Raw genomic sequence first — 21,611 nt, forward strand, 5'->3', positions numbered from 1 at the left:
AATGGGGGCGCGACGACAAACCGAGGGCGCAACAAGCGTTTTACGACTTATCTCGCCATTTTGGCACAAGAGTATTGCAAACAGATGACGCTGCCGACGCGCGCGTCGACGGCGCACATCTCTTTCATGTCCGACACGCCGTTACAGCGGGGTCAGCTTGGCGAAGCCCAGCACCAGCCACTTGTCGCCCTCGCCCTCGAAGCTGACATGCACCCGGGCGCGGGCACCTTCCCCTTCGGCATCGAGAATCACGCCCTCGCCGAACAGCGGGTGGCTGACGCGCTGACCGAGCGACAGCGACGGCAGGTCGTCGCCGCCTTCGATGCCCTGCTGGCGCGCCGGCCCCACGTTGGGGCGGGATGTCACCGGTCGCGATATCTGCCCGCGCAGGCGCACTTCCTCGAGCAGTTCCTCGGGGACTTCCCGCAGGAAGCGCGAGGGGCGCGCCATGGTTTCGCGGCCGTGCAGGCGGCGGATCTCGGCGTAGGTGAGATAGAGCTTGCGCATGGCGCGGGTCATGCCGACATAGCAGAGCCGGCGCTCCTCCTCGAGGCGTCCCGGCTCTTCCAGCGACATCTTGTGCGGGAACAGGCCCTCTTCGATGCCGGCCACGAACACCACCGGAAATTCCAGCCCCTTGGCCGAGTGCAGCGTCATCATCTGTACGCAGTCCTCGAATTCGTCGGCCTCGTGATCGCCCGCGTTGAGCGCCGCCTCCGCCAGAAACGGCTCCAGCGCGGCAGCGCCTTCGCCGACCTCCTGCAGGTCGATCGGATTGACCTGTGCATTCTGCGAGAACGCCCGCGCCGCGTTGATCAGTTCTTCCAGGTTCTCGACCCGCGCCTGACCTTTTTCGCCCTTCTCGCTGCGGTGGTGCTCGATCAGGCCGGAGATCTGGATCACGTGCTCGATGATCTCGTAGAGCGCCATGCCGGCGGTGTCGTTGTCGAGACGTTCGATCAGCTCGGCGAAGGCGTTGACCGCATTGCCCGCGCGGCCCTTGAGCGTGCCGTCACTCAGGCTGTCGTGCAGCGACTGCCACAGCGATACGTTGGTATCGCGGGCGCGGCCACGCAGGATCTCCACCGTGCGCGTGCCGATCCCGCGGGCCGGCACATTGATCACCCGTTCCAGCGAGGCGTCATCCTCGCGATTGAGCAGCAGGCGCAGGTAGGCCAGCGCATTCTTGATCTCCAGGCGTTCGTAGAAGCGCTGACCGCCGTAGATGCGATACGGCACGCCGCTGCGGATCAGCGCCTCCTCGATCACGCGGGATTGGGCGTTGGAGCGGTAGAGGATCGCCATCTCGCGCCGGGCGACGCCGTTGCGCGACTGCTCGCCGATGGTATCGACGATGAAGCGCGCCTCGTCGAGATCGTTGAAGCCGGCATAGACGGAGATCTTGTCGCCGGCATCGCCGTCGGTCCACAGCTCCTTGCCCATGCGCCCGCTGTTGTGGCTGATCAGCGCGTTGGCGGCATCCAGAATGGCGCTGGTGGAGCGATAGTTCTGCTCCAGGCGCACGGTCCGGGTGTTGGTGAACTCGCTCTCGAAGCGGCGGATGTTCTCGACCTTGGCGCCGCGCCAGCCGTAGATCGACTGGTCGTCGTCGCCGACCACGATCATGGCCGCGCTGTCGCCGTCACCCTTCCCATTGCCATCAGCGCCGGCCAGCAATTTCAGCCAGGCGTACTGCAGGGTGTTGGTGTCCTGGAATTCGTCGACCAGGATATGCCCGAAGCGCTCGCGGTAATGCTTGAGCAGCGCCGGCGTATCCCGCAAAAGCTCTAGGCTGCGCAGCAGCAGCTCGCCGAAGTCGACCAGCCCGCCGCGCTCGCAGGTCAGCTGATAGAGCTCGTAGAGTTCGACCATCCTGGCCATGTAGGCGTCGCCGTGGGTCGCCACCTGCTGCGGACGCAGCCCCTCCTCCTTGCAGCCGCCGATGAAATACTGCACCTGCTTGGGCGGATAGCGCTCGTCGTCGACGTTGTGGTCCCGCAGCAGACGCTTGACCAGCCGCAGCTGGTCGTCGCTGTCGATGATCTGGAAGTGCTGGGGCAGACGCGCGTCGTGCCAGTGGGTGCGCAGCAGGCGATGCGCGATCGAGTGGAAGGTGCCGACCCACATGTTGCGCAGCGACGCCCCCTGCAGCGCCTCGAGACGCGTGCGCATCTCGCGGGCGGCCTTGTTGGTGAAGGTCACCGCCAGAATGGCATAGGGGGAAACGCCTTCGACCTGCATCAGCCAGGCGATGCGGTGCACCAGCACTCGGGTCTTGCCCGAACCGGCGCCGGCCAGCACCAGCATATTGCCGGGCGGCGCGGCGACGGCCTCGCGCTGATTGGCGTTGAGGGAGTCGATTAGTGCCGAGACATCATCCATTGGAAACCGTGCGGGGCCTGCTGCTGGGAATGAGAAGAGCGCGCCAGCTTAACACAGCCGGCCGGCCCCGCCTGGCGTCAGGCGCTGCCTGTTGCCCTGCCCGGGGCGCTTCCGCGCCCGGTGGCGGCATCTTGGGCGGCGGCGTGAATCGCCGCATCCTGCGGGCGTCCGGTCGACGAGCCGGATTCGCCACCGGCGGCCGTTTCGGGCGATGCCTTGCCGGCCGTCGGGGAGGCGGATGGCGATGCGGAAGACTTCGCCGCCGCACCGGAAGCCGTTGGCGCCGTCGCCGACGGCTCCGCCCTGGAAGCTGTCGAGGAAGCCGACGCGTCGCGCTTCTCGTCGTCGGTGCGCAGATCCTGGGTGATCGCTTCCGGCTTGGGCGGCGGCTCGATCACCGTTTCATGGTGCATGTCCGCCAGCTTCTCGGCGCCCTTGGCGACATGGTGATACATCTCGCGATAGTCCTCGACCATCCGCGTCATGGTCGCGGAAACCTGCTCGAAGTGTTCGCGAACGTCTTCCTTGTAGGCATTGTGCTCGCGATTGAGCTCGCGCATCGGTTCGGTGTTGTGACCGCCCATCCTGGTTCCCAGCCAGTAGCCGACCAGTACCCCGATGGCACCCACGGCCACCGCGATGGCAATCCAGGGCCCTACGCCAATGCTCTCCATAAATCAGCCGCCTCTTGAGTTGTTTGAAGGAAAATCATTGCTGCGAAATACGCCACAATAAAGACCGGCAGCGCAGCACAATGGTTCCTTACCTAATCACAGGATCACGCCGTTTTGCCAGTCCGCGCCATCGCGCTCCCGGTCGTCCGCACCGCCCCACAGCGCGTGCGACGAGAGCCGGACTAATGAAAATCCCGACTGCGCGTGCTCAGCCCCTCCAGCAGGCCGGTGAGATCGACCAGTCGCCTGGCGATCACGTGGCGCACGCCCGCCTGGCTTTCGAGCTTGCCCACCACCCGCAGCAGCCGAGACTCGAGCAGGACCCGGCGATAGCGGACGGCGAGATGCGGCCAGAGCACGACATTGACCATGCCGAATTCATCCTCGAGGGTGAGAAAAGTCACCCCCTTGGCGGAGCCGGGGCGCTGGCGCCCGACCACCAGCCCGGCGATCGCCACGCCGATATCCCCCGGCAGCTCGGCGAGACGCCTGGAATCCACCACCCCGCCCAGACCACGAATACCCTCCACCCGGCAGCGCTGGCGCAGCAGCGACATCGGATGCGGCCCCAGCGTGGTACCGAGCGTGGCGTAATCCGCCTTGATCGCCTCGCCGACCTCGATGGCAGGCAGCGCGAGCGACGCCTCTTCGCTATCGACCTCGGAAAACAGCGGCAGCGAAGCCTCGACACCGGCCGTGGCCCAGCGCGCCCGATGGCGATCTCCGGCCAGCCCCTCCAGCGCCCCGGCATCGGCGAGCCGTGACAGCACCGCCCGCTTGACCCCGGACCGTGCCGCCAGGCGTTCGACGCTATCGCAACCCGGCGTGTCGCGCGCCGCCAGCAGCCGTTGGCCGTCGCTCTCGGCGAGCCCCTTGATCATGTGCAGCCCGAGCCGAATCGCCAACTCGCCGGTACTGGTAGAGGCAACCTCCAGCGTGCTCTCCCACTGGCTCTGGCGGATATCGACCGGCCGCACCTCGACGCCGTGGCGGCGGGCATCCTGCAGTACCTGATCCGGCGAATAGAAGCCCATCGGCCAGCTGTTGATCAGCGCGCAGGCGAAGATCGCCTGTTCGTGGCACTTGAGCCAGCAGCTGGCGTAGGTCAGCAAGGCAAAGCTGGCGGCGTGGGATTCGGGAAAGCCGTAGCTGCCGAAGCCCTTGATCTGCTCGAAGATGCGTTCGGCGAAGCTCAGCTCGTAGCCGCGCTCGAGCATGCCCTCGACGATTCGCTGGCGGTGATGCTCGAGCCCGCCGTGGCGCTTCCAGGCCGCCATCGAGCGCCGCAGCTGGTCCGCCTCGCCGGGGCTGTAACCCGCCGCCTCCACTGCCAGCGCCATTACCTGTTCCTGGAAAAGCGGCACGCCGAGAGTGCGTTCGAAGGCATCTTTGAATGCCTGTGACGGATAGGTGATCGGCTCCTCGCCATTACGCCGCTTGAGATAGGGGTGCACCATGTCGCCCTGGATCGGCCCGGGGCGCACGATCGCCACTTCGATCACCAGGTCGTAGAACTTGGCCGGCTTGAGCCGGGGCAGCATCGCCATCTGGGCACGGGATTCGATCTGGAACACGCCGAGGGTATCGGCGCGCTGGATCATGGCGTAGGTCTCGGCGCACTCCTTGGGAATCGTCGCCAACGCGTAGTCGATACCGCGGTGAAGGCGCACCAGATCCAGACTGCGTCGCAGCACCGTCAACATGCCCAGCGACAGCACGTCGACCTTGAGCAGCCCGACCAGATCGAGATCGTCCTTGTCCCACTGGATCACCGTGCGCTCCGCCATGGCGGCGTTTTCCACCGGCACCAGCGTCTGCAGCGGCGCATCCGAGATCACGAACCCGCCCGGATGCTGGGAGAGATGGCGCGGAAAGCCAACCAGCGTACCGGCCAGCACCAGCAGACGCTGGAGCATGGGCTCTTCCGGCTCGAAACCCTGCTCTCTGAGCCGTGCTTCGTCGGGAATATGATCGGTCCAGCGCCCGGCACAGCGGGCGAGCCGGTCGATACGCTCCGGCGCGAAGCCCAGTGCCCGGCCGATATCGCGGATCGCTCCAGCGGCGTGGTAATGGCTGACCACGGCGGTCAGCGCCGCGCGATGGCGGCCGTAGCGGCTGAAGACGTACTGGATCACCTCCTCGCGGCGCTCATGCTCGAAATCGACATCGATATCCGGCGGCTCGTCGCGTTCGCGGGAGATGAAGCGCTCGAACAGCAGCGCCGTGCGCGACGGATCGATCTCGGTGATTCCCAGCGCGTAGCAGACCGCCGAGTTGGCCGCCGAGCCGCGCCCCTGGCACAGGATGTGCTGCCGCCGCGCGAAGTCGACGATGTCATGCACGGTGAGGAAATAGTGCTCGTAGCCGAGCTCCTCGATCAGTGCGAGCTCGTAGTCGATCTGCGCGGCCGTCTTCTCGGGCACACCATTCAGCCAGCGTCGCGCGCAGCCTTGAGCCGTCAACTCGCGCAGCCACTCGGCCGGCGTCTTGCCCTCCGGCACCACCTCGTGGGGATAGGTGTAGTGCAGCTCGCCGAGATCGAAGTCACAGCGCGCCGCCAACGCCACGCTCTCGGCCATCAGCTCAACGGGATAGATCGCGGATAGCGCATCCCGGCTGCGCAGATGGCGCTCGCCGTTGGGGAACAGCGTGTCTCCCGCCTCGAACACGCTCAGGTGGTGACGAATCGCGGTGAGGCAGTCCTGCAGCGCCCGCCGGCCCCGGGCATGCATGTGAACGTCTCCCGCCGCCAGTACAGGAATGCCCAGCTCGGCGGCCAGCGCCTGCAGTCGGGCCAGACGCGCCGCGTTATCGCAGCCGTTCTCGAAGCCGTAGTGAAGCTCCACCGCCAGCCACAGCCGATCGGGGAAGGCACGTGCCAGCCGCTCGCCCACCTCATTATCACTTACCTCACGATCATCCATCTCATGGCCCGGCACTGCCTCCGGAATCCACAGCGCGAACAGGCCGTCACCGCCGTCGAGTTCGTCGAGATCCGAGGCGAGCAGCCGATACTCGCCCTTGGGCGCACGCCCGCGAACGCGGGTGATCAATCCGCAGAGCGCCTCGTAGCCACGCCGGTTCTCCACCAGCAGCACCAGCTTGATGCCGCACTGGGTACGAAACTCGGCACCGACGATTAGCGCGACGCCATGCTCCCGTGCCGCCTGCCAGCCGCGTACGATGCCGGCCAGCGTGGCCTCGTCGGTGATCGCCAGGGCACGGTAGCCGAGCCGTGCGGCGCGCTCGAAAAGCTCATCCGCGGTCGACGCGCCGCGCTGAAAGCTGAAGGCGGAGAGGCAGTGCAACTCGGCATAGGCGATCGCATCGCTCATCCGAACCACCCGTGCAGATACCAGCCCTGCCGCCCAGGCTCGCACCAGACCCAGGCTTGGCGGCCGTCGGCCCACTGGGCCAGATAGTAGTCGCGCCGGATGTCGCCGCCGTCCCACCAGCCGCTTTCGATCCGCTCCGGCCCTGCCAGCAGTTGCACCACGTCGCCATCGCAGCGCTGGGGCGTGGGGGTCAACCAACCGGGACGCGCCGGGCCGACGCTGGCGTCACGCGCCCGTGGGCCGGCGCCGTCGATCACCGCCATTTCCGGGCGATGCTCGCGGTACTCGACCAGCGGCTTGAGTACCGGCTCGCCCAGCCGCGCGACCAGCCGCTGATGCAGCGCCGCCCAGGCCTGGGCCTGGCGGGCTGGCTCTTCCAGCAGCTCCCGCCGGACCGGCGCGTAGGCCGACAGGCGTGGCGCGGAAAGCGCCAGGGCAACGACGGGGCCGTCAAGACGAACACGCTCCAGATGCGCACGGGTCAGTTCGAGCAGGGTATCGGGGTCGCGCTGTACCGCCAGCAGGCCGATCTCGACGGCCTGCGCCGGCCCGTCCTCCAGTTCGAACGTCAGGCGGAACCGCTCGACGCCCGCATCCTGGCCCATCAAAAACGCGGCCAGCTCCTGCAGCAGGCGCTTGAGCGGAAAGGCCAGCCCCGCCAGGGCATGCACCGGCTGGTCGAATTCGAAGGTACGGGAAAAACGCGGCGTAGGCCGATGGTAATCCAGCGCCAGCGGCCACTCCCCGCGCAGCTCGCTCAGATGGCGCAGCAGGCCGCCACCGAAACGTCGGGCCAGGGCGCTGCGCGGCAGCCCGAACAGCTCGCCCAGGCGCTGGAAGCCGCTGCGTTTGAGGGTCTGCACGATGTCCTGAGCGGCATCGATGTTCGCCAGCCCGGCACGGTCGAGGCGCAACGCGGCCAGCGCCGGCTCCAGCCCGGCGTCGTCCACCGCCAGTCCGTCGTGGACATTGACCAGCACCCGCGCCGCCGCCGGATTGGGCGCGATCACCAGCCGATGCGAAAAGCCGAGTTCGGCGAGCTCCGCCCGCAGCCGCGTCTCCAGCCGAGGCCAGGGGCCCAGCAGATCGAGGCTGCTGGCGACCTCGAACACCAGCGCGTGCGGATAGTGCAGGCTGACCTGGGCGCTGAAACCGTAGGCCCAGCTCGCCAGACGCCGCCGCCAGCGCTCGACGGCCTCGGCATCGAACGGTGCCGTCTCGAGCCGCTGACTCGAACCGGATCGAGAACCCCTATCTGGCGCGGAGTTGGGCGCCTTGGAAAGCGGCGCGGCGTCGGGCGCCTTAAAAAGCGGCGCGTTACACAGCGCTTCGGCGAAGCCTCTCGCCTGGCCGGGCCTGACGCCCTGCTCGCGGGCGGCGCGATTGGCGGCCCGTATGCATTGGCGCTGCGCCGGACCATCGACCAGCGCGAAGGGCGCCTCGGGATCGGGGCGTCGGCGTAATGCGCCCTCCAGTGCCAGACGCGGAAACAGCAGGCAGACCCAGCGCATGGCGTCACGCCCTGGCGCCGAAGGCGATCCGCCGCGCGGACGGAAAGCCGCCACGACACTTGAGGATCTCCAGTTCGGCATGGCGGTGCAGCCGCAACCGGAGCGGCGCCGGCGACGCCTCGGACACCTTCGCCAGCGGCCGGTGGACGAAAGCCAGCGTGTTGCCACTTGCCGCCGCCACCTGCAACCGCCGCATGAGGCGGCTATCGGCCTGCGGCAGCCAGGCGACGACGGCCGCGCAGCAGCCGGCGCGCAGGCACTGCTCCGTCGCCCACAGCGCCTCGCGGCCCTGCACGTCGAGCCAGTGACACTGCTCCAGCGCCACGCCCGCCTGTCGCCACGCCGCCGGATACGGCACGCCCGGTGGCGAGACCAGCACCACCGGCCGGCCTTCCCGGGTCATCCGCGAGATCACCGGCCACAGCAGGGCCAGTTCCCCGTTGCCGGCGCCCGCCGACAGCAGCTCACTGACCGCGGCCGACGGCCAGCCGCCCCCCGGCAGGATCGCATCGAGCGCCGCATGCCCGCTGGCGATCGCATCGCCGCCCTGGCTATCGGCACCGGCCTGGGCGCGCCAGACCTGACGGCTATCGAGCAGGGATTCCAGGCTGCTCATTGACCACCCCTCGTATCGAGGAGCGACAGCGATATCCATCGGAAACAGCGAGTAGCGAGTAGCGAGTAGCGAGTAGCGAGTAGCGACATGACGGTAGCCGGGACGGTGAAACGTGGCCACCAGTGTCACTCAGAACAAGAATACTGTCTATATATACAGTATTCGAGATGCAAAAAATGTCGAGCGAAGTCGGCGTTTCCCCGGCCATGAAGCCGTCACGACACGTTGTTGGAAACCCTCAGCGACCCCAGGCTGCGCTTGATCGCCTTGAGCTGATCGGTGATCTGTGGGCCGCGATTCTTGGCCACGCCCACCGCGAGCACGTCGATGGTCAGCAGATGGACGATACGCGAGGTCATGGGGATGTAGACCTCGGTATCCTCCTGAACGTCGATCGGCAGCGTCAGGGTCACCTCGCGGGCCAGCGGAGAATCGCTGGGGCACAGGCCGATCACGGTCGCGCCGGCCTTGACCGCCGTCTTGGCGCTGGCGAGCAGCGCCCGAGTGCGGCCGGTCTGGGAGATCGCCACCACCACGTCGCCTGCTTTCAGGGTCGCGGCGGACATCGCCTGCAGGTGCGGGTCGGAGTAGGCCGAAGTCTGGATCTGCAGGCGGAAGAACTTGTGCTGGGCATCGGCGGCGACGATCCCCGAGGCGCCGTAACCGTAGAACTCGACCCGGTTGGCCACCGCCAGCGCCGCGATCGCCTTGCCCAGCGCCTCGTTGTCCAGCTGATCGCGGACCTGTTCGAGCGTCTCGATGGTGCTGTCGAAGATCCCGTGGGAGAACTCGGCCACGCTGTCGCCGTCGTTCATGGTGAACTGGGCGTACTGGCTTCCCCGCGCCATCATCTGCGCCAGCTTGAGCTTGAACTCCTGGAACCCCGCCATGCCCATGGCGCGGCAGAAGCGCACCACCGTCGGCTCGCTGACCTGCGCCTCGCTGGCCAGGTCGGTGATCCGCATCAGGATCACCTCTTCCGGATTGCGCAGCACGAAGCGCGCCACCTTCTGCTCGGAGCGGCGCAGACGATCCATGTGCACACGCAATTCATCGAACAGCGAACGGCTCATGGCTGGCCCTCGGTTGACGACATCGGATCTTCTCGGTCAGGAATCAGGCGCCCAGTATGCCCCAGTCACGCGGGCGGGAACACGCCGCCAAGGCGCGTTGAAAGCATGAAAAAAGTGAATCGTCATCATCTTGTAAAGTTGAGTATAGTATGCATGTCGGGCGCGAACCGACAGGTCTTAGGATGCCAGGAGATTCGATCATGAAGAGCGTCGAACACCTTCATGCCCTCAAGAGCGACATTCTCGAGATTTTCATGACGCTGGAAGTCAGCGAACATGAACAACGCAAGCGCAAGGCCGCCATTCGCTATCTCAAGGCCCGGCGCGGCATCGAACAGCGCCAGGAAAAGCGCCAACTGGCGGAAGAGATCGCCGAATTACCCGAATAGCTCGAATAGCTTGAATAGCCCGAGCGGCCACCGCCACCCGCCGTTCGCCGGCCCTCAACGACCAGCGGCCGCGCCCTCGAAGAGGACCGCGGCCGCTGCCTGACCGTCAGATTCATCCCGGCGGGTGAATACCTGTCACGCGATGCTCTGCGACATATGCCTTCCAAGAGAAGACGATGAGAGCCGTTACGAGCGACGGCTCAGCAAGGCGAGATTAACCGAGGAAGCGCAGTTTACGAGGTTGTAAATGAGCATTCCAAGGTTGATCTCAACACCGCTGAGCCTAGCGCAGTCGGCTATCGCGTTTTCTCAAAGACTGTTGAGGAACACCACGATCACCCCGATCGGCGCCACATAGCGCGACACGTAGTGCCACAGCACCCGGCCCTTCGGCCCCAGGCCCAGCTCCTGCTTCACGCCTTCGCTATCCAGGAACCACGCCGTGAAGACGATGGCGGCCAGCCCCGTCAGCGGCAGCATCAGCTTGCTGGTGAGCGCATCGAGCAGATCGAAGACATTGAAACCGAACGGCTGGAAGCCGGACCAGACGTTGAACGCCAGCAGCGCGGCGATGCCCAGCGACCAGGTCGCCAGCGCCGCGACAAAGGCCGAACCCAGGCGCGACAGCGGCGTGCGCTCTTCCAGGAACTCCGTCACCGGCTCCAGCAGCGAGATCGCCGAAGTCAGCGCGGCTACCGTCAGCAGCGCGAAGAAGATCGTGCCGAACGCCAGCCCCCAGGGCATGTCGATGAAAGCCAGCGGCAGCGTCACGAACAGCAGCCCCGGGCCGGCGCTCGGATCGAGACCGTTGGCGAACACCACCGGGAAGATCGCCATGCCGGCGCCCAGCGCAATCACCGTATCCAGGATCACCACGGTGCGCGCCGTCTTGATCAGGTTGACCTCCTGCCCCAGGTAGGAGCCGTAGGCCATCATGATCCCCATGCCCAGCGACAGCGTGAAGAACGCATGCCCCAGCGCGGCGAGCACGACGCCGCCGTTCAACTTGCTCCAGTCGGGCGAGAACATGAACGCGGCCGCCTCGCCGAAGCCGGCAGTGGTCGCGCCGAAGCCGATCAGCAGGACCAGCGCCACGATCAGCAGCGGCATCAGCCACTTGGCCGCCCGCTCCAGGCCGCCCTTGACGCCGCCGGCGACGATGCCGAACGTCAGCAGCATGAAGATCGTGTGCCAGAACAGCAGCGTGCCCGGCTGGCCCAGCAGCGTGGTGAAGTAGTCACCGACATCGACCCCGCTCGACTGGCCCAGATCGCCGGTCAGCGTGCTCCAGGTGTAGTTGAGCGACCAACCGCCGACGACGCTGTAGAACGAGAGGATCAGAAACGACCCCAGCACACCGGCGATGCCCACCAGCACCCAGTCCGGCGAGAGCTTCGAATCGCGGCTGAGCTTCTGCATGGTATTGATCGGGTTGGACTGCCCGCGCCGGCCCAGCAGCCACTCGGACACCAGGATCGGCAGGCCGATCAGCGCGATACACACCAGGTAGACGAGCACGAACACGGCGCCGCCGCTGTCGCCCACCATGTAGGGAAACTTCCAGATATTGCCGAGACCCACGGCAGAACCGGTCGCCGCCAGAACGAAGGCCGTTCGCGAGGACCACTGCGCATGGGTATGGGATTGCTTGGCCATGAATTCACCATCGAGTATTGCTGTTGTCGGAAACCCGCAGCGCTCCATGACGGGCGTCGGTCACGCGAGGGGATTCTCATGTCGGCGCGGATTATAACGACTCAGGTCCGTTTCATCCCCGTTTGCCCCATGAAATCGACCAAAAGGGTAAGAATCGTCCGCATAACGCAACGATTGCGCACGCGGCACCGCGACGAGCGAGTCTTCGGAAACCTCACGCACCGGTATCGGCCGGCCGTGAACGATGCGCGAAATGTCGCGTGTTCTTGTAGGGCATCTTCATGTAGCCGGACACGCCGAGCCCGTCGATCTGCGGCACCGCCGCCAGCAGCGTCTCCAGACAGCCGCGGAATTCTTGCTCCCGGGCCGGATCGAGCAGGCGATAGTAGCTGTGGATCTTCAGGTGGGTCGGCAACGCCTCGAAGATGATCATGCCGGTGTGATGAATGGCGTTGAGTCGCGACAGCGCCTCGATCATCACCGGCGGCAGGCGCAGGAACTCCTCGGGATCCGGGCCATCCTCGAAGTAGGAGTGCTCGCGGCTGGCGTCCTCCAGCTCCGGCGTCGGGCTGACCTCGTAGGGAATCGCGCAGCCGGGCTCGGGCACGAACGGCCGGGAAGCGTCATCGCGATCGATGTGCAGGGTGCGCCGGGCGTTGAACAGGCACGCCTTGAACACGCCATCGCGGCGGCGGATCGCCCGGGCCAGGGTGATCATGTTGTTCACCGCCGCGACGAACGCCGTCCGGAGCGACGGTTCGTTGAGACTCAGCGTGGTATCGAATTCCACGCCCGCCTCGCTCCAGCGCACCGCCAGGCCGCCCACCACCGGATACTTCCCCAGCCGCCCGACCGAGACCAGAAAGGCCTTTTCGAGATCGCCCATGCCCTGCATGAAATGCTTGTAGTAGCGATCGAACTGGACGTCATTGATCGCACTCAAGGTGTCGTCGCGGTCCCGCCCGCGCAGTGACGTATCGTGCAGCACGTCCTCGCGCAGAAAGGCCTTGCGCGAGCTGTAGACCACCGTCTCGATCTCTTGCTCCAGCGAGCGCACCCACACCGGCACCAGCGGGATTTCCGGCACCGCCTGCGGCTCACGGATGATGGTGCGGGCGATGCGCGGCATATGCTCGAGAAAGTAGTCCCCGGCCCGACGGCGCAGCGCGGCGTCTTCGCTGAGCATGGCATCCAGCATCCGGGCGAACTCGATCGGCAGGCCCAGCGAGGTTGCCGGGATCGTCCCGTGGCCGAAGCGGCTGGACTGCGCGGTCGCCAGCGCATAGAGGGTCGCGGCGGCGCCCTGCTCATCGAAGCGTGGCGACGACAACGCACCGTTCAACTGTTCGTCGCCGATATAGTAGACGTCGCCCATGCGGGCGTTGGTGTGCTGGAGATCGGCGGACATCAGCTCCATCACGTTACGCGACAGGAACTGGCCTTCGGCATCGAGCTGGGCGAAGACCGAGGAGCCCCAGTCGATCAGCGCGATCTGCTCGGTCCGCGCATCGAACATCAGATTCGAGGGTTTGATGTCTCCGTGCACGACCACGCGCCCCTCGGCGGATTCACGGCGTAGCGTGCGCAGGATGTCCGCCAGCTGCGCCGCGATCCTGATCAACAGGCGTGGCGCCAGCCGCCCCTCGCGCAGCGAGAACTCCTCCAGATTGATGCCCGGCGCGCGCGCCATCACCAGCATCGCCTGATGGCGCAGGGTGCGATAGGCGATCAGTCTGGGAACGAGGGGATGATCGACCTGTTCGAGCATGAACGCCTCCTCCTCGAGGCGCTCGTGAAAAGACTGCGGCAGGTTCTGGCGGGTGAACTTGAACACATGGCTGTCGCCGGCGCCGTCGATGCCCGCGAAGACGAACCCGTAGGCGCCCTTGCCGATCAGCTCGACCTCCCGGTAGCCGACCTGGGCGAGCTGATGCCGACAGCGCTCGATCCACTCCCGCAGCTGTCGCGCCTGGCTCTGGCTGAGCAGGTAAACCGACTGCTCCTCGGGAATGTAGAACTGCTGCAGCTCCGTCGGCTCGTTCATGGGTGTTCGCTCAAAACTCAGCGCAGATCGGCCAGCATCGTCTCGGGCGCCTCCAGGTAGCCCTTCCAGCGATTGCAGAAACGCGCCATGGTGCCGCCATCCAGCACTCGATGGTCGCCGGACCAGGTCACGGTCATGATCGATCGCGCCACCACGTTGCCGTCGGCATCGAAGCGCGGCAACCGCTGAACCCGGCCGAGCGCGACGATCGCCACCTCCGGCGCGTTGATGATCGGCATGGCGTAGGTGCCGCCCAGCACGCCGATGTTGGAGATGCTGATGGTGCCGCCCTTCAGATCGCCGGGTTCGACTCGCCCCTCGCGGGCCGCCCGGGTCAGGCGTTCCACCTCGCTCGCCACTTCGCGCAGGCTCAGTCGCTCGACGTGCTTGACGTTGGGCACCAGCAGGCCGCTGGCGCTGTCCACCGCCATGCCGATATTGCAGGCGGCCTGATAATGGATGGCGTCGGCTGCCGCACTGAGCCGGCAGTTGAGCAGCGGAAACGTCGTCACCGCCAGCGCCAGCGCCTTCATCAACAGCGGCATCAGCGTCAACCGCTCACCGCGCGCCTCGAAATCGCCCTTGAGGCGTTCCCGCAGCGCCAGCAACTCGGTGACGTCGAACTCGTCGCCGTAGGCAAAATGCGGAATCGTGGCTGCGGCCTCGCTCATTCGCTTGGCCATGACGGCACGCACGCCGCGCAGCGGCTCGGTCCGCTCGTCGGAGGCAAGGTCCGGCGCTGGCGTTCCACGTCCCGGCGTTGCGGCTTTCGGCTGTGAATCCTGCGGTTCCGCGCGGTGCTGTTCCTGACGCTTTTCATGTTGCTGCTGGAACGCCAGCACGTCCTCCTTGAGCACCCGGCCATCCTTGCCGCTGCCGGCAATCTCCTCGAGGCGCACGCCAAGCTCGCGCACCCGGCGACGTACCGCCGGGCTGGCGGGAATGCGTCGCTGGCCGTCGCCGGCCCTGCTCTCCGCTGCCGCACCGGTATCGCCCGAATCAGGCCCCGCGTCACCGTCGCCATCGCCGTCGGTGGCCCGAGGCACGTACGCGAACAGCGGCGCATGGACTCTGGCGACCTCGTCGAGCTGGCAATACCGGCGCACCAGCCGGCCCGCTTCCGGCGCGGTGATCTCCATCACCGCCTTGTCGGTGCTGACCTCGACCACCGGCTGGTCCTCGGCGATCTCGTCGCCCTCCTCGACCCGCCAGGCCACTACCTCGCACTCGACGATCCCTTCACCCAGATCGGGCAGAATGAAATCCTTCGACGCCGCCGATTCTGTCTTGTCCGCATTCGGTCCGGGCGGCTGTGGGGATTCGTCTTCGGGGGTCGCGGCGATCGGCTCGGGTGGCCTAGCGTCGTGGTCGGATCGAGCGCCGGAATCGGATGATCGGGCGCTCTCGTCGAGGCTTTCGATGGCGAACAGTGGCGCGTGAACCCGGGCCGTTTCGCCTTCACGAACGTAGAGCCGCGTGACGCGCCCGGCCTCGGGGGCGGGAATCTCCACCAGCGCCTTGTCGGTGGTGACCTCGGCGACGGACTGATCCTCGGCGATGGTATCGCCCTCGCTGACCAGCCACTTCACCACTTCGCACTCGACGATGCCTTCACCGATATCGGGTAGTAGGAAATCGCTCATCATCGCTCCTCAGAAGTCCATCGTGCGGTGGATGGCATCGAACACCTTCAGCGGCCCCGGCATGTACTCCTTCTCGAGCGTCAGCGGGAACGGCGTGTCGAGCCCGGTGACGCGCTCGATCGGCGACTCCAGATAGAGAAAGCAGCGTTGCTGAATGGTAGCGGCGATCTCGGCGGCGAATCCGCCGGTCAACGGCGCCTCGTGGCTGACGACCAGGCGCCCGGTCTTGAATACCGATGCCGCCACCGTCTCGATATCCCACGGCACGATGGTTCGCAGGTCGATCAGTTCGCAGGAGATACCTGACTTCTCGGCCATCTCGGCGGCCTGTTCGATCACTTCCATCTGCGCGCCCCAGGCCAGCAGCGTGATGTCGCTGCCCTCCTTGACGACTTCCGCCTGACGCAGCGGCAACTCGTAGTCGTCATCCGGCACCTCGCCCACCGAGGCGCGATAGAGCCGCTTGGGCTCGAAGAAGATCACCGGATCCGGCGAGCGGATCGAGGCCAGCAACAACCCCTTGGCCTGGTACGGGTTGCGCGGCACCACCACCGTCAGCCCCGGCGTATGAGCGAAATACCCCTCCGGCGACTGGGAGTGATAATGGCCGCCGGCGATCCCGCCGCCGTAGGGCGCCCGCACGGTCAGGCCACCGACATCGAACAGGCTGCCGGAGCGATAGCGGAACTTGGCGGTCTCGTTCACCAGCTGATCGAACGCCGGATAGATGTAATCGGCGAACTGGATCTCGGCCACTGGCACCGAACCCTGCGCCGCCAGGCCGTTGGCGAAGCCGACGATGCCCTGCTCCACCAGCGGCGTATTGAAGCAGCGCTCGCGACCGTATTTTTCCTGCAGATGACTGGTGGCACGGAACACACCGCCGAACACGCCGACATCCTCGCCGAAGCAGAGCACGCGCTCATCCAGAGCCATGGCGGTATCCAGCGCGTTGTTGACGGCCTGGAGCAGATTCATCCGGCTCATGGCTGGCCCTCCTTCCCGATACCGCCATCCAGCCACGGCGCGCTTCTGGGATAAGCCTCGGGATGACGGCGAATATGCGCTTCCAGCGTTTCGAGCTGCTCACGCAGCAGCGGCGGCGTCTCGGCATAGACATCGCTGACCAGCGTCTCGAGTGCCGGCGGGCGGCGCTTTTCGGCCTGCTTCATGGTTTCCAGCACCTCGCGGCGCAGCGACTCGGTCAGTTCGCGTTCTTCGTCCTCGTTCCACCAGCCGCGATCGAGCAGCCAGCGCTGCATCCGCCGCAGCGGGTCTTTCTTGTGCCACGCTTCCTCTTCCTTCTTGCTGCGATAGCCGGACGGATCGTCGGAGGAGGAATGGGCGGCCAGGCGATAGGTCATCGCCTCGATCAGCACCGGCTCGTTCTCTTCGACCGCCAGTCGCCGCGCCTCGCGGGTCGCCTCGTATACCGCCAGGATGTCGTTGCCATCGACGCGGATCGACTGCATGCGATAGCCGAAGGCGCGGGCGGCGACGCCATCGCCGGCGAACTGCTCGGTGACCGGCGTGGAGATGGCGTAGCCGTTGTTCCGGCACAGAAAGATCACCGGCACCTTGTGTACCGATGCCATGTTGAGCGCGGCGTGGAAGTCCCCTTCCGAGGCCGCGCCTTCGCCGAAGATCGTCAGCGTGCAGTGGCCCTTGCCGGCCAGCTTCTGGCCGTAGGCGTAGCCGGTGGCCTGGGGAATCTGGGTCGCCAGCGGCGAGGAGATCGTCAGGTAGTGGAGATCCCGCGAGCCGTAGTGGATCGGCATCTGGCGGCCGTGGGCGGTGTCGCGCTCGTTGCCGAACAGCTGGTTCATGAACTCGTCGGTGGTGAAGCCGCGATAGGCCAGCGCCCCCTGCTCGCGGTACTGGGCCATGATCATGTCGGCGTCGTCCAGCGCCGCCGTGCTGCCGATCACGGCCGCCTCCTCGCCGGTACACTGCATGTAGAAGCTGAGCCGCCCCTGACGCTGGGCCGCCATCATGCGCTCGTCGAGCACCCGGGTGTAGAGCATGGCGCGATAGATGCGCCGCGCGGTGGTTTCGTCGAGAGAGGTCGACCCGGCATCCGCGTAGACGGTGCCATCGGGCTTGAGCAGGGTAAAGACAGGGATCTGGATGTCGTCGCCATTGGCGAAGGTTGGTTTGTGCACCGGTTTCGCCGTGGATCGGTTCGTCTTCATCTGATGCTTCCTGAGATCGATGACCGAGGTTCGAGCCGCCTCGTGAGCCGCTCTTTCCCGTGAGCCCGACAAGTCGGGAAACGACCGGTTTCAACGGCCGATTCGATCTATAACCTTGACGTTAATGTCAACTTGTCGCCATCCGACCTTGGTCTTTCAGCACTAGGTCCTATTTCCCGGTCGCGTTGCCATCGCTAGAACAGGTCAAGATTCCACTCGGGAGATCCCCATGCAACTGGCTGAGCGCACCTTCATCGTCACCGGCGGCGGCTCCGGGCTGGGCGCCGCCACGGCGCGGATGCTGGTCGAGGCCGGTGGCAACGTGGCGCTGGTCGATCACGATGCCGCAGCAGCCACGGCGATGACCCGGACACTGGGTGACCACGCGCTGGCGATAGACGCGGACGTCACCCGCGAAGCGGACGGCGAACGGGCGATCACCGCTACGCGAGAGCGCTTCGGCGCCATTCACGGTTTGATCAACTGCGCCGGTGTCGCGCCGGCGGAGAAGATCCACGGCAAGCGCGGCGTGCATGGCCTCGACAGCTTCCGCCGCGCGATCGACATCAACCTGATCGGCACCTTCAACATGCTGCGCCTGGCGGTCGCGGCAATGCTCGAACATCCGGCGGAAGACGACGACGGCGAGCGCGGCGTGGTGATCAACACCGCCTCGGTGGCCGCGTTCGAGGGCCAGATCGGCCAGGCCGCCTATGCGGCCTCCAAGGCCGGCGTGGTCGGGATGACGCTGCCCGCCGCCCGCGAACTGGCCTCATCCGGCATCCGTGTCATGGCGATCGCTCCCGGCATCTTCGACACCGCGATGATGCAAGGCATGCCCGCCGAGGTGCGCGACGGCCTCAACGCCAAGGTACCGTTTCCCAGGCGCATGGGTCACGCCGAGGAATACGCCTCGCTGGTGCGCCAGATCCTCGAGAACCGCTACCTCAACGGGGAGGTGATCAGGCTCGACGGCGGCATTCGCATGTCGGCTACGTAGAACAGGGCTGCGAGAGCGGGCGGTGCGTGAAACCGATCCAGGCAAAACACCGCCGGGGCAATCGGGACCGCCTGTCGAAACGACGCCGTGCGGAGAGCGGCGAATAGGGTCTTGCGACAGGGATGTCGCAAGAGGCGCACCAGGACAAGGATGTCCGTGTGCACCGACCCGATCATTCGCCGATCGAACGAACGGGGCTTCGTCGTTTTGTGGCGGCATTAGAGGGGGAGCGGCGAGGGGGTGAGCGTTAAACCCCATCGTCATCAGGGTCTGAAGTTGAATAAGCGGCAGCCGGTACGCTATCAGGAGTCATTGTCATGAATATCGAAGACCCGATTGTCATCGTCGGCGCCAAACGCACGCCGATGGGCGCTTTTCAGGGCGCGCTCGGCGGACTGAGCTGCCCGCAACTGGGCGCGGCGGCGATCCGCGGCGCGCTCGAGCAATCCGGACTGCCGCCGGACGCCGTCGACGAGCTAGTCATCAATGAAGTGCTCATGGGCTGCGTGCTGCCGGCGGGCCTCGGCCAGGCGCCGGCCCGCCAGGCGGCACTCGGCGCAGGGCTCGCCGAATCGACGCCCTGCACCACCGTCAACAAGATGTGTGGCTCCGGCATGAAGGCGATCATGCAGGCGTTCGATGCGCTGCGCCTGGAGAGCGCCACGCACGCCCTCGCCGGCGGCATGGAGAGCATGAGCAACGCCCCCTACCTGCTGCCCAAGGCGCGTGCCGGGCTACGTATGGGGCATGCCCAGGTGCTCGATCACATGTTTCTCGATGGGCTCGAGGACGCCTACGAGCCGGGCCGGCTGATGGGCACCTACGCCGAAGCGTGCGCCGAAGCGTTCGGCTTCACCCGCGAAGCCCAGGACGACTACGCCATCGCCTCGCTGACCCGGGCCAGACGGGCGATCGAATCCGGCGTGTTCGCCAGCGAGATCGTGGCGCTGGAGGCGCCGGCCGGGCGCGGTACGGATCGCGTCGAGCACGACGAGGCGCCGTACAAGGCCAATATCGACCGCATCGCGCAATTGAAACCGGCCTTTCGCGACGGCGGCACGGTCACCGCCGCCAACTCGAGCTCGATCTCCGACGGCGCCGCGGCGCTGGTGCTGATGCGCCAGCGCGAGGCCGAGCGGCTGGGGCTGACGCCGCTGGCCCGGATCCACGGCCATGTCAGCCACGCCATGCGCCCCGGCGACTTCCCGGTGGCCCCGATCCACGCCATCCGCAAGCTGCACGAACGGCTCGGCTGGTCGCGGGAGAACGTCGATCTCTACGAGATCAACGAAGCCTTCGCGGTGGTGGCCATGGCGGCGATGCGTGAACTCGGCCTCGATCACGCGCGAGTCAACGTTCACGGCGGCGCCTGCGCGCTGGGCCATCCCATCGGCGCCTCTGGTGCGCGGATCGTGGTCACGCTGCTCAACGCGCTGACGCATCACGGCATGACACGCGGCGTGGCGGCGATCTGCATCGGCGGTGGAGAGGCCACGGCTGTGGGGATCGAGAGGTTGAGATAGAGCTATGAACGAGTAAGGCCCGCGCACCTCTTGCCGCGATCGCATCGCCCACCACAAGATTCCACACTACGTCAGATTCGTTGACGCGTTTCCGATAACCGTCAGCGGCAAGGTACAGAAATTTGGCATGCGACGAGTCAGGAGCTGGGGCTCGGCGACTAGCCGTTTCTTGTCTGAATCAAAATGATGAGCCCGAATATCTCCGGCTTGTTCATAGGCCAGTTTTGGGTCTCCCTCTCGCCAGCGAAAATCTGCTCTAACCAGACTCCCTAGCAAAAACTAAAGAAGACTAGTATTTTTCCTTAGTTTTCACTATCCATCGCTAGAGTCTCTTTAGGAACCTTAAATGGACCCATATGGAAATCCATTCGCACCTGGCGCCGGTAGCCGTCCGCCCGAGCTTGCTGGCCGCGATGCGATTCTGCAGGCTGCCAAGATATCGTGTGGGCGCGCAATCAAAGGACGGTCTGCTCGTTCGATTATGCTGCTAGGCCTCCGCGGTACCGGTAAAACGGTTCTACTAAGCGAGATCGGTCGCATCGCTGATGCTGAGGGATTCCTTGTTTCCAGAGTTGAAGCTCCCGAAGAAACCAATCTGGCAAGCCTTCTCTACCCCGAGATGCGTAAGGTGTCTCGCTCCCTATCAGGAGTCGAAACAGCCAAACACCATGCTTCACGTGCTCTAGGCGGGCTACGCAATTTCGCCTCCGTGTTCAACATCGAAGTTTCAGGCGTGAACATTGGCGTCGAACCACCTCCAGAGCCAGGCTTGGCCGAGAGCGGTGATATGCAACATGATCTACCCGACCTCTTTGACCAAATCGGTCGCGCTGCCCAAGCTGCGAATAAAGGCTGGGTTCTTCTAATTGATGAGGTTCAATATCTCTCTCAGCAAGATCTCTCTGCTCTGATCGTTGCCCTTCACCGTATATCTCAAGATGGGAGGCCTATCGTTTTCATAGGTGCCGGACTGCCTCAAGTAGCCCGACTCGCGGGCGAAGCTAAATCCTATGCAGAAAGATTATTCAATTATCCTGTCGTTGGCGCACTTGATCAGGAAGCCGCTGCGAAAGCTATAGAAAAGCCGATCATTGACGAAGACGCATCCATCTCTCACGAAGCGCTATCGACAATTTTCGATGTAACGAAGGGCTATCCATTCTTCTTGCAGGAGCTTGCCTCCTTTTCTTGGGACAACGCACCGGGACCCGAAATCAACGAAAGCGATGTTCTTAAATCCTATGCAGAAACGATCAGTTCTCTAGACAACGGTTTCTTCAGAGTCCGCTTGGACCGTTTAACCAAAGCGGAGGTGGGATTCGTCAAGGCGATGGCGGCTCTTGGCGACGGTCCGTATCAAGTTGCCGATATCGCTAGAGCAATGAATCGCACGCAGAAATCAATCGGCCCGGCGCGCGCGAGCATAATTTATAAAGGAATGATTTATAGCACCGACCATGGCTACCTTGATTTTACAGTTCCGCTTTTCGCTGATTTCATCAGGCGAAAGCACATCTCTGAAGACTGATTTTTCAGCCTACGTGTCGGGTCCCGCGTGATTGACAACCCGTTT

Annotated in this window: 15 protein-coding genes; 4 read left to right on the forward strand and 11 right to left on the reverse strand. The window is 65.2% G+C overall.

All coding sequences use genetic code 11. From position 1 onward, the window contains the following. Positions 1–141: 141 nt before the first annotated feature. The 6 genes from uvrD to hexR form a co-directional block, all read right to left on the reverse strand. The gene (uvrD, locus tag CCD76_RS14445) at positions 142–2,382 is read right to left on the reverse strand and encodes a DNA helicase II (protein ID WP_087720144.1); all 2,241 of its coding nucleotides are present in this window, start codon (positions 2,380–2,382) and stop codon (positions 142–144) included. Positions 2,383–2,459: 77 nt separating this feature from the next. Continuing rightward, on the reverse strand, positions 2,460–3,056 hold the full coding sequence (locus CCD76_RS14450) for a ZapG family protein (RefSeq protein WP_087720145.1): 597 nt from the start codon (positions 3,054–3,056) through the stop codon (positions 2,460–2,462). A 182-nt stretch (positions 3,057–3,238) separates the two neighbouring features. Beyond that, positions 3,239–6,391, reverse strand: coding sequence for an error-prone DNA polymerase (locus CCD76_RS14455; RefSeq protein ID WP_087720146.1), 3,153 nt, complete (start codon positions 6,389–6,391; stop codon positions 3,239–3,241). Then, entirely contained in the window at positions 6,388–7,956 is a 1,569-nt protein-coding gene (locus CCD76_RS14460) for a Y-family DNA polymerase (protein ID WP_218777041.1), read from the reverse strand. Before CCD76_RS14460 ends, CCD76_RS14455 begins: the two co-directional genes overlap by 4 nt. After that, positions 7,907–8,638 (reverse strand): translesion DNA synthesis-associated protein ImuA, encoded by a 732-nt coding sequence (gene imuA / locus CCD76_RS14465; protein WP_218777042.1) that lies wholly within the window; start codon positions 8,636–8,638, stop codon positions 7,907–7,909. Before imuA ends, CCD76_RS14460 begins: the two co-directional genes overlap by 50 nt. 95 nt (positions 8,639–8,733) lie before the next feature. Continuing rightward, entirely contained in the window at positions 8,734–9,591 is an 858-nt protein-coding gene (gene hexR, locus CCD76_RS14470; RefSeq protein ID WP_087720149.1) for a transcriptional regulator HexR, read from the reverse strand. 200 nt (positions 9,592–9,791) lie between these two features. On the opposite strand from hexR, the gene CCD76_RS14475 reads away from it, so the two are divergent. After that, entirely contained in the window at positions 9,792–9,980 is a 189-nt protein-coding gene (locus tag CCD76_RS14475; RefSeq protein ID WP_071230490.1) for a PA3496 family putative envelope integrity protein, read from the forward strand. A 309-nt stretch (positions 9,981–10,289) separates the two neighbouring features. Here CCD76_RS14475 and CCD76_RS14480 read toward each other — a convergent pair whose 3' ends face one another. The 5 genes from CCD76_RS14480 to CCD76_RS14500 form a co-directional block, all read right to left on the reverse strand. Further along, complete coding sequence (locus CCD76_RS14480) at positions 10,290–11,636, reverse strand: sodium-dependent transporter (protein WP_087720150.1); 1,347 nt, start codon at positions 11,634–11,636, stop codon at positions 10,290–10,292. Positions 11,637–11,850: 214 nt separating this feature from the next. Beyond that, on the reverse strand, positions 11,851–13,680 hold the full coding sequence (locus CCD76_RS14485; protein WP_087720151.1) for a protein kinase domain-containing protein: 1,830 nt from the start codon (positions 13,678–13,680) through the stop codon (positions 11,851–11,853). Positions 13,681–13,697: 17 nt separating this feature from the next. After that, positions 13,698–15,323: a dihydrolipoyllysine-residue acetyltransferase gene (locus CCD76_RS14490; RefSeq protein ID WP_087720152.1), complete on the reverse strand. Its 1,626-nt coding sequence runs from the start codon at positions 15,321–15,323 to the stop codon at positions 13,698–13,700. A gap of 9 nt (positions 15,324–15,332) precedes the next feature. After that, complete coding sequence (locus CCD76_RS14495) at positions 15,333–16,310, reverse strand: alpha-ketoacid dehydrogenase subunit beta (RefSeq protein WP_087720153.1); 978 nt, start codon at positions 16,308–16,310, stop codon at positions 15,333–15,335. Then, the gene (locus CCD76_RS14500; RefSeq protein ID WP_087720154.1) at positions 16,307–17,515 is read right to left on the reverse strand and encodes a thiamine pyrophosphate-dependent dehydrogenase E1 component subunit alpha; all 1,209 of its coding nucleotides are present in this window, start codon (positions 17,513–17,515) and stop codon (positions 16,307–16,309) included. The genes CCD76_RS14495 and CCD76_RS14500 overlap by 4 nt, the downstream gene beginning before the upstream one ends. A 229-nt stretch (positions 17,516–17,744) precedes the next feature. Here CCD76_RS14500 and CCD76_RS14505 point away from each other — a divergent pair, with 229 nt between their 5' ends. The 3 genes from CCD76_RS14505 (at position 17,745) to CCD76_RS14515 (ending at position 21,566) form a co-directional block, all read left to right on the forward strand. Next, a complete protein-coding gene (locus tag CCD76_RS14505; RefSeq protein WP_087720155.1) occupies positions 17,745–18,515 on the forward strand; it encodes an SDR family NAD(P)-dependent oxidoreductase in 771 nt (256 codons plus the stop codon). 317 nt (positions 18,516–18,832) lie between these two features. Continuing rightward, complete coding sequence (locus CCD76_RS14510; RefSeq protein WP_087720156.1) at positions 18,833–20,038, forward strand: acetyl-CoA C-acyltransferase; 1,206 nt, start codon at positions 18,833–18,835, stop codon at positions 20,036–20,038. Positions 20,039–20,384: 346 nt separating this feature from the next. After that, entirely contained in the window at positions 20,385–21,566 is a 1,182-nt protein-coding gene (locus tag CCD76_RS14515) for an ATP-binding protein (protein WP_087720157.1), read from the forward strand. The last annotated feature ends 45 nt before the right edge of the window (positions 21,567–21,611 follow it).

Source organism: Salinicola salarius (genome assembly GCF_002179555.1).
Lineage (GTDB): Bacteria > Pseudomonadota > Gammaproteobacteria > Pseudomonadales > Halomonadaceae > Salinicola > Salinicola salarius_A.

What these genes read in the sequence shown, in the direction of transcription:
- CCD76_RS14515 (WP_087720157.1), top strand. Translation starts at nt 20,385, where the DNA reads ATGGACCCATATGGAAATCCATTCGCACCTGGCGCCGGTAGCCGTCCG.
- uvrD (WP_087720144.1), bottom strand. Translation starts at nt 2,382, where the DNA reads ATGGATGATGTCTCGGCACTAATCGACTCCCTCAACGCCAATCAGCGC.
- CCD76_RS14495 (WP_087720153.1), bottom strand. Translation starts at nt 16,310, where the DNA reads ATGAGCCGGATGAATCTGCTCCAGGCCGTCAACAACGCGCTGGATACC.
- hexR (WP_087720149.1), bottom strand. Translation starts at nt 9,591, where the DNA reads ATGAGCCGTTCGCTGTTCGATGAATTGCGTGTGCACATGGATCGTCTG.
- CCD76_RS14480 (WP_087720150.1), bottom strand. Translation starts at nt 11,636, where the DNA reads ATGGCCAAGCAATCCCATACCCATGCGCAGTGGTCCTCGCGAACGGCC.
- CCD76_RS14490 (WP_087720152.1), bottom strand. Translation starts at nt 15,323, where the DNA reads ATGAGCGATTTCCTACTACCCGATATCGGTGAAGGCATCGTCGAGTGC.
- CCD76_RS14500 (WP_087720154.1), bottom strand. Translation starts at nt 17,515, where the DNA reads ATGAAGACGAACCGATCCACGGCGAAACCGGTGCACAAACCAACCTTC.
- CCD76_RS14485 (WP_087720151.1), bottom strand. Translation starts at nt 13,680, where the DNA reads ATGAACGAGCCGACGGAGCTGCAGCAGTTCTACATTCCCGAGGAGCAG.
- CCD76_RS14455 (WP_087720146.1), bottom strand. Translation starts at nt 6,391, where the DNA reads ATGAGCGATGCGATCGCCTATGCCGAGTTGCACTGCCTCTCCGCCTTC.
- CCD76_RS14510 (WP_087720156.1), top strand. Translation starts at nt 18,833, where the DNA reads ATGAATATCGAAGACCCGATTGTCATCGTCGGCGCCAAACGCACGCCG.
- CCD76_RS14450 (WP_087720145.1), bottom strand. Translation starts at nt 3,056, where the DNA reads ATGGAGAGCATTGGCGTAGGGCCCTGGATTGCCATCGCGGTGGCCGTG.
- CCD76_RS14475 (WP_071230490.1), top strand. Translation starts at nt 9,792, where the DNA reads ATGAAGAGCGTCGAACACCTTCATGCCCTCAAGAGCGACATTCTCGAG.
- CCD76_RS14505 (WP_087720155.1), top strand. Translation starts at nt 17,745, where the DNA reads ATGCAACTGGCTGAGCGCACCTTCATCGTCACCGGCGGCGGCTCCGGG.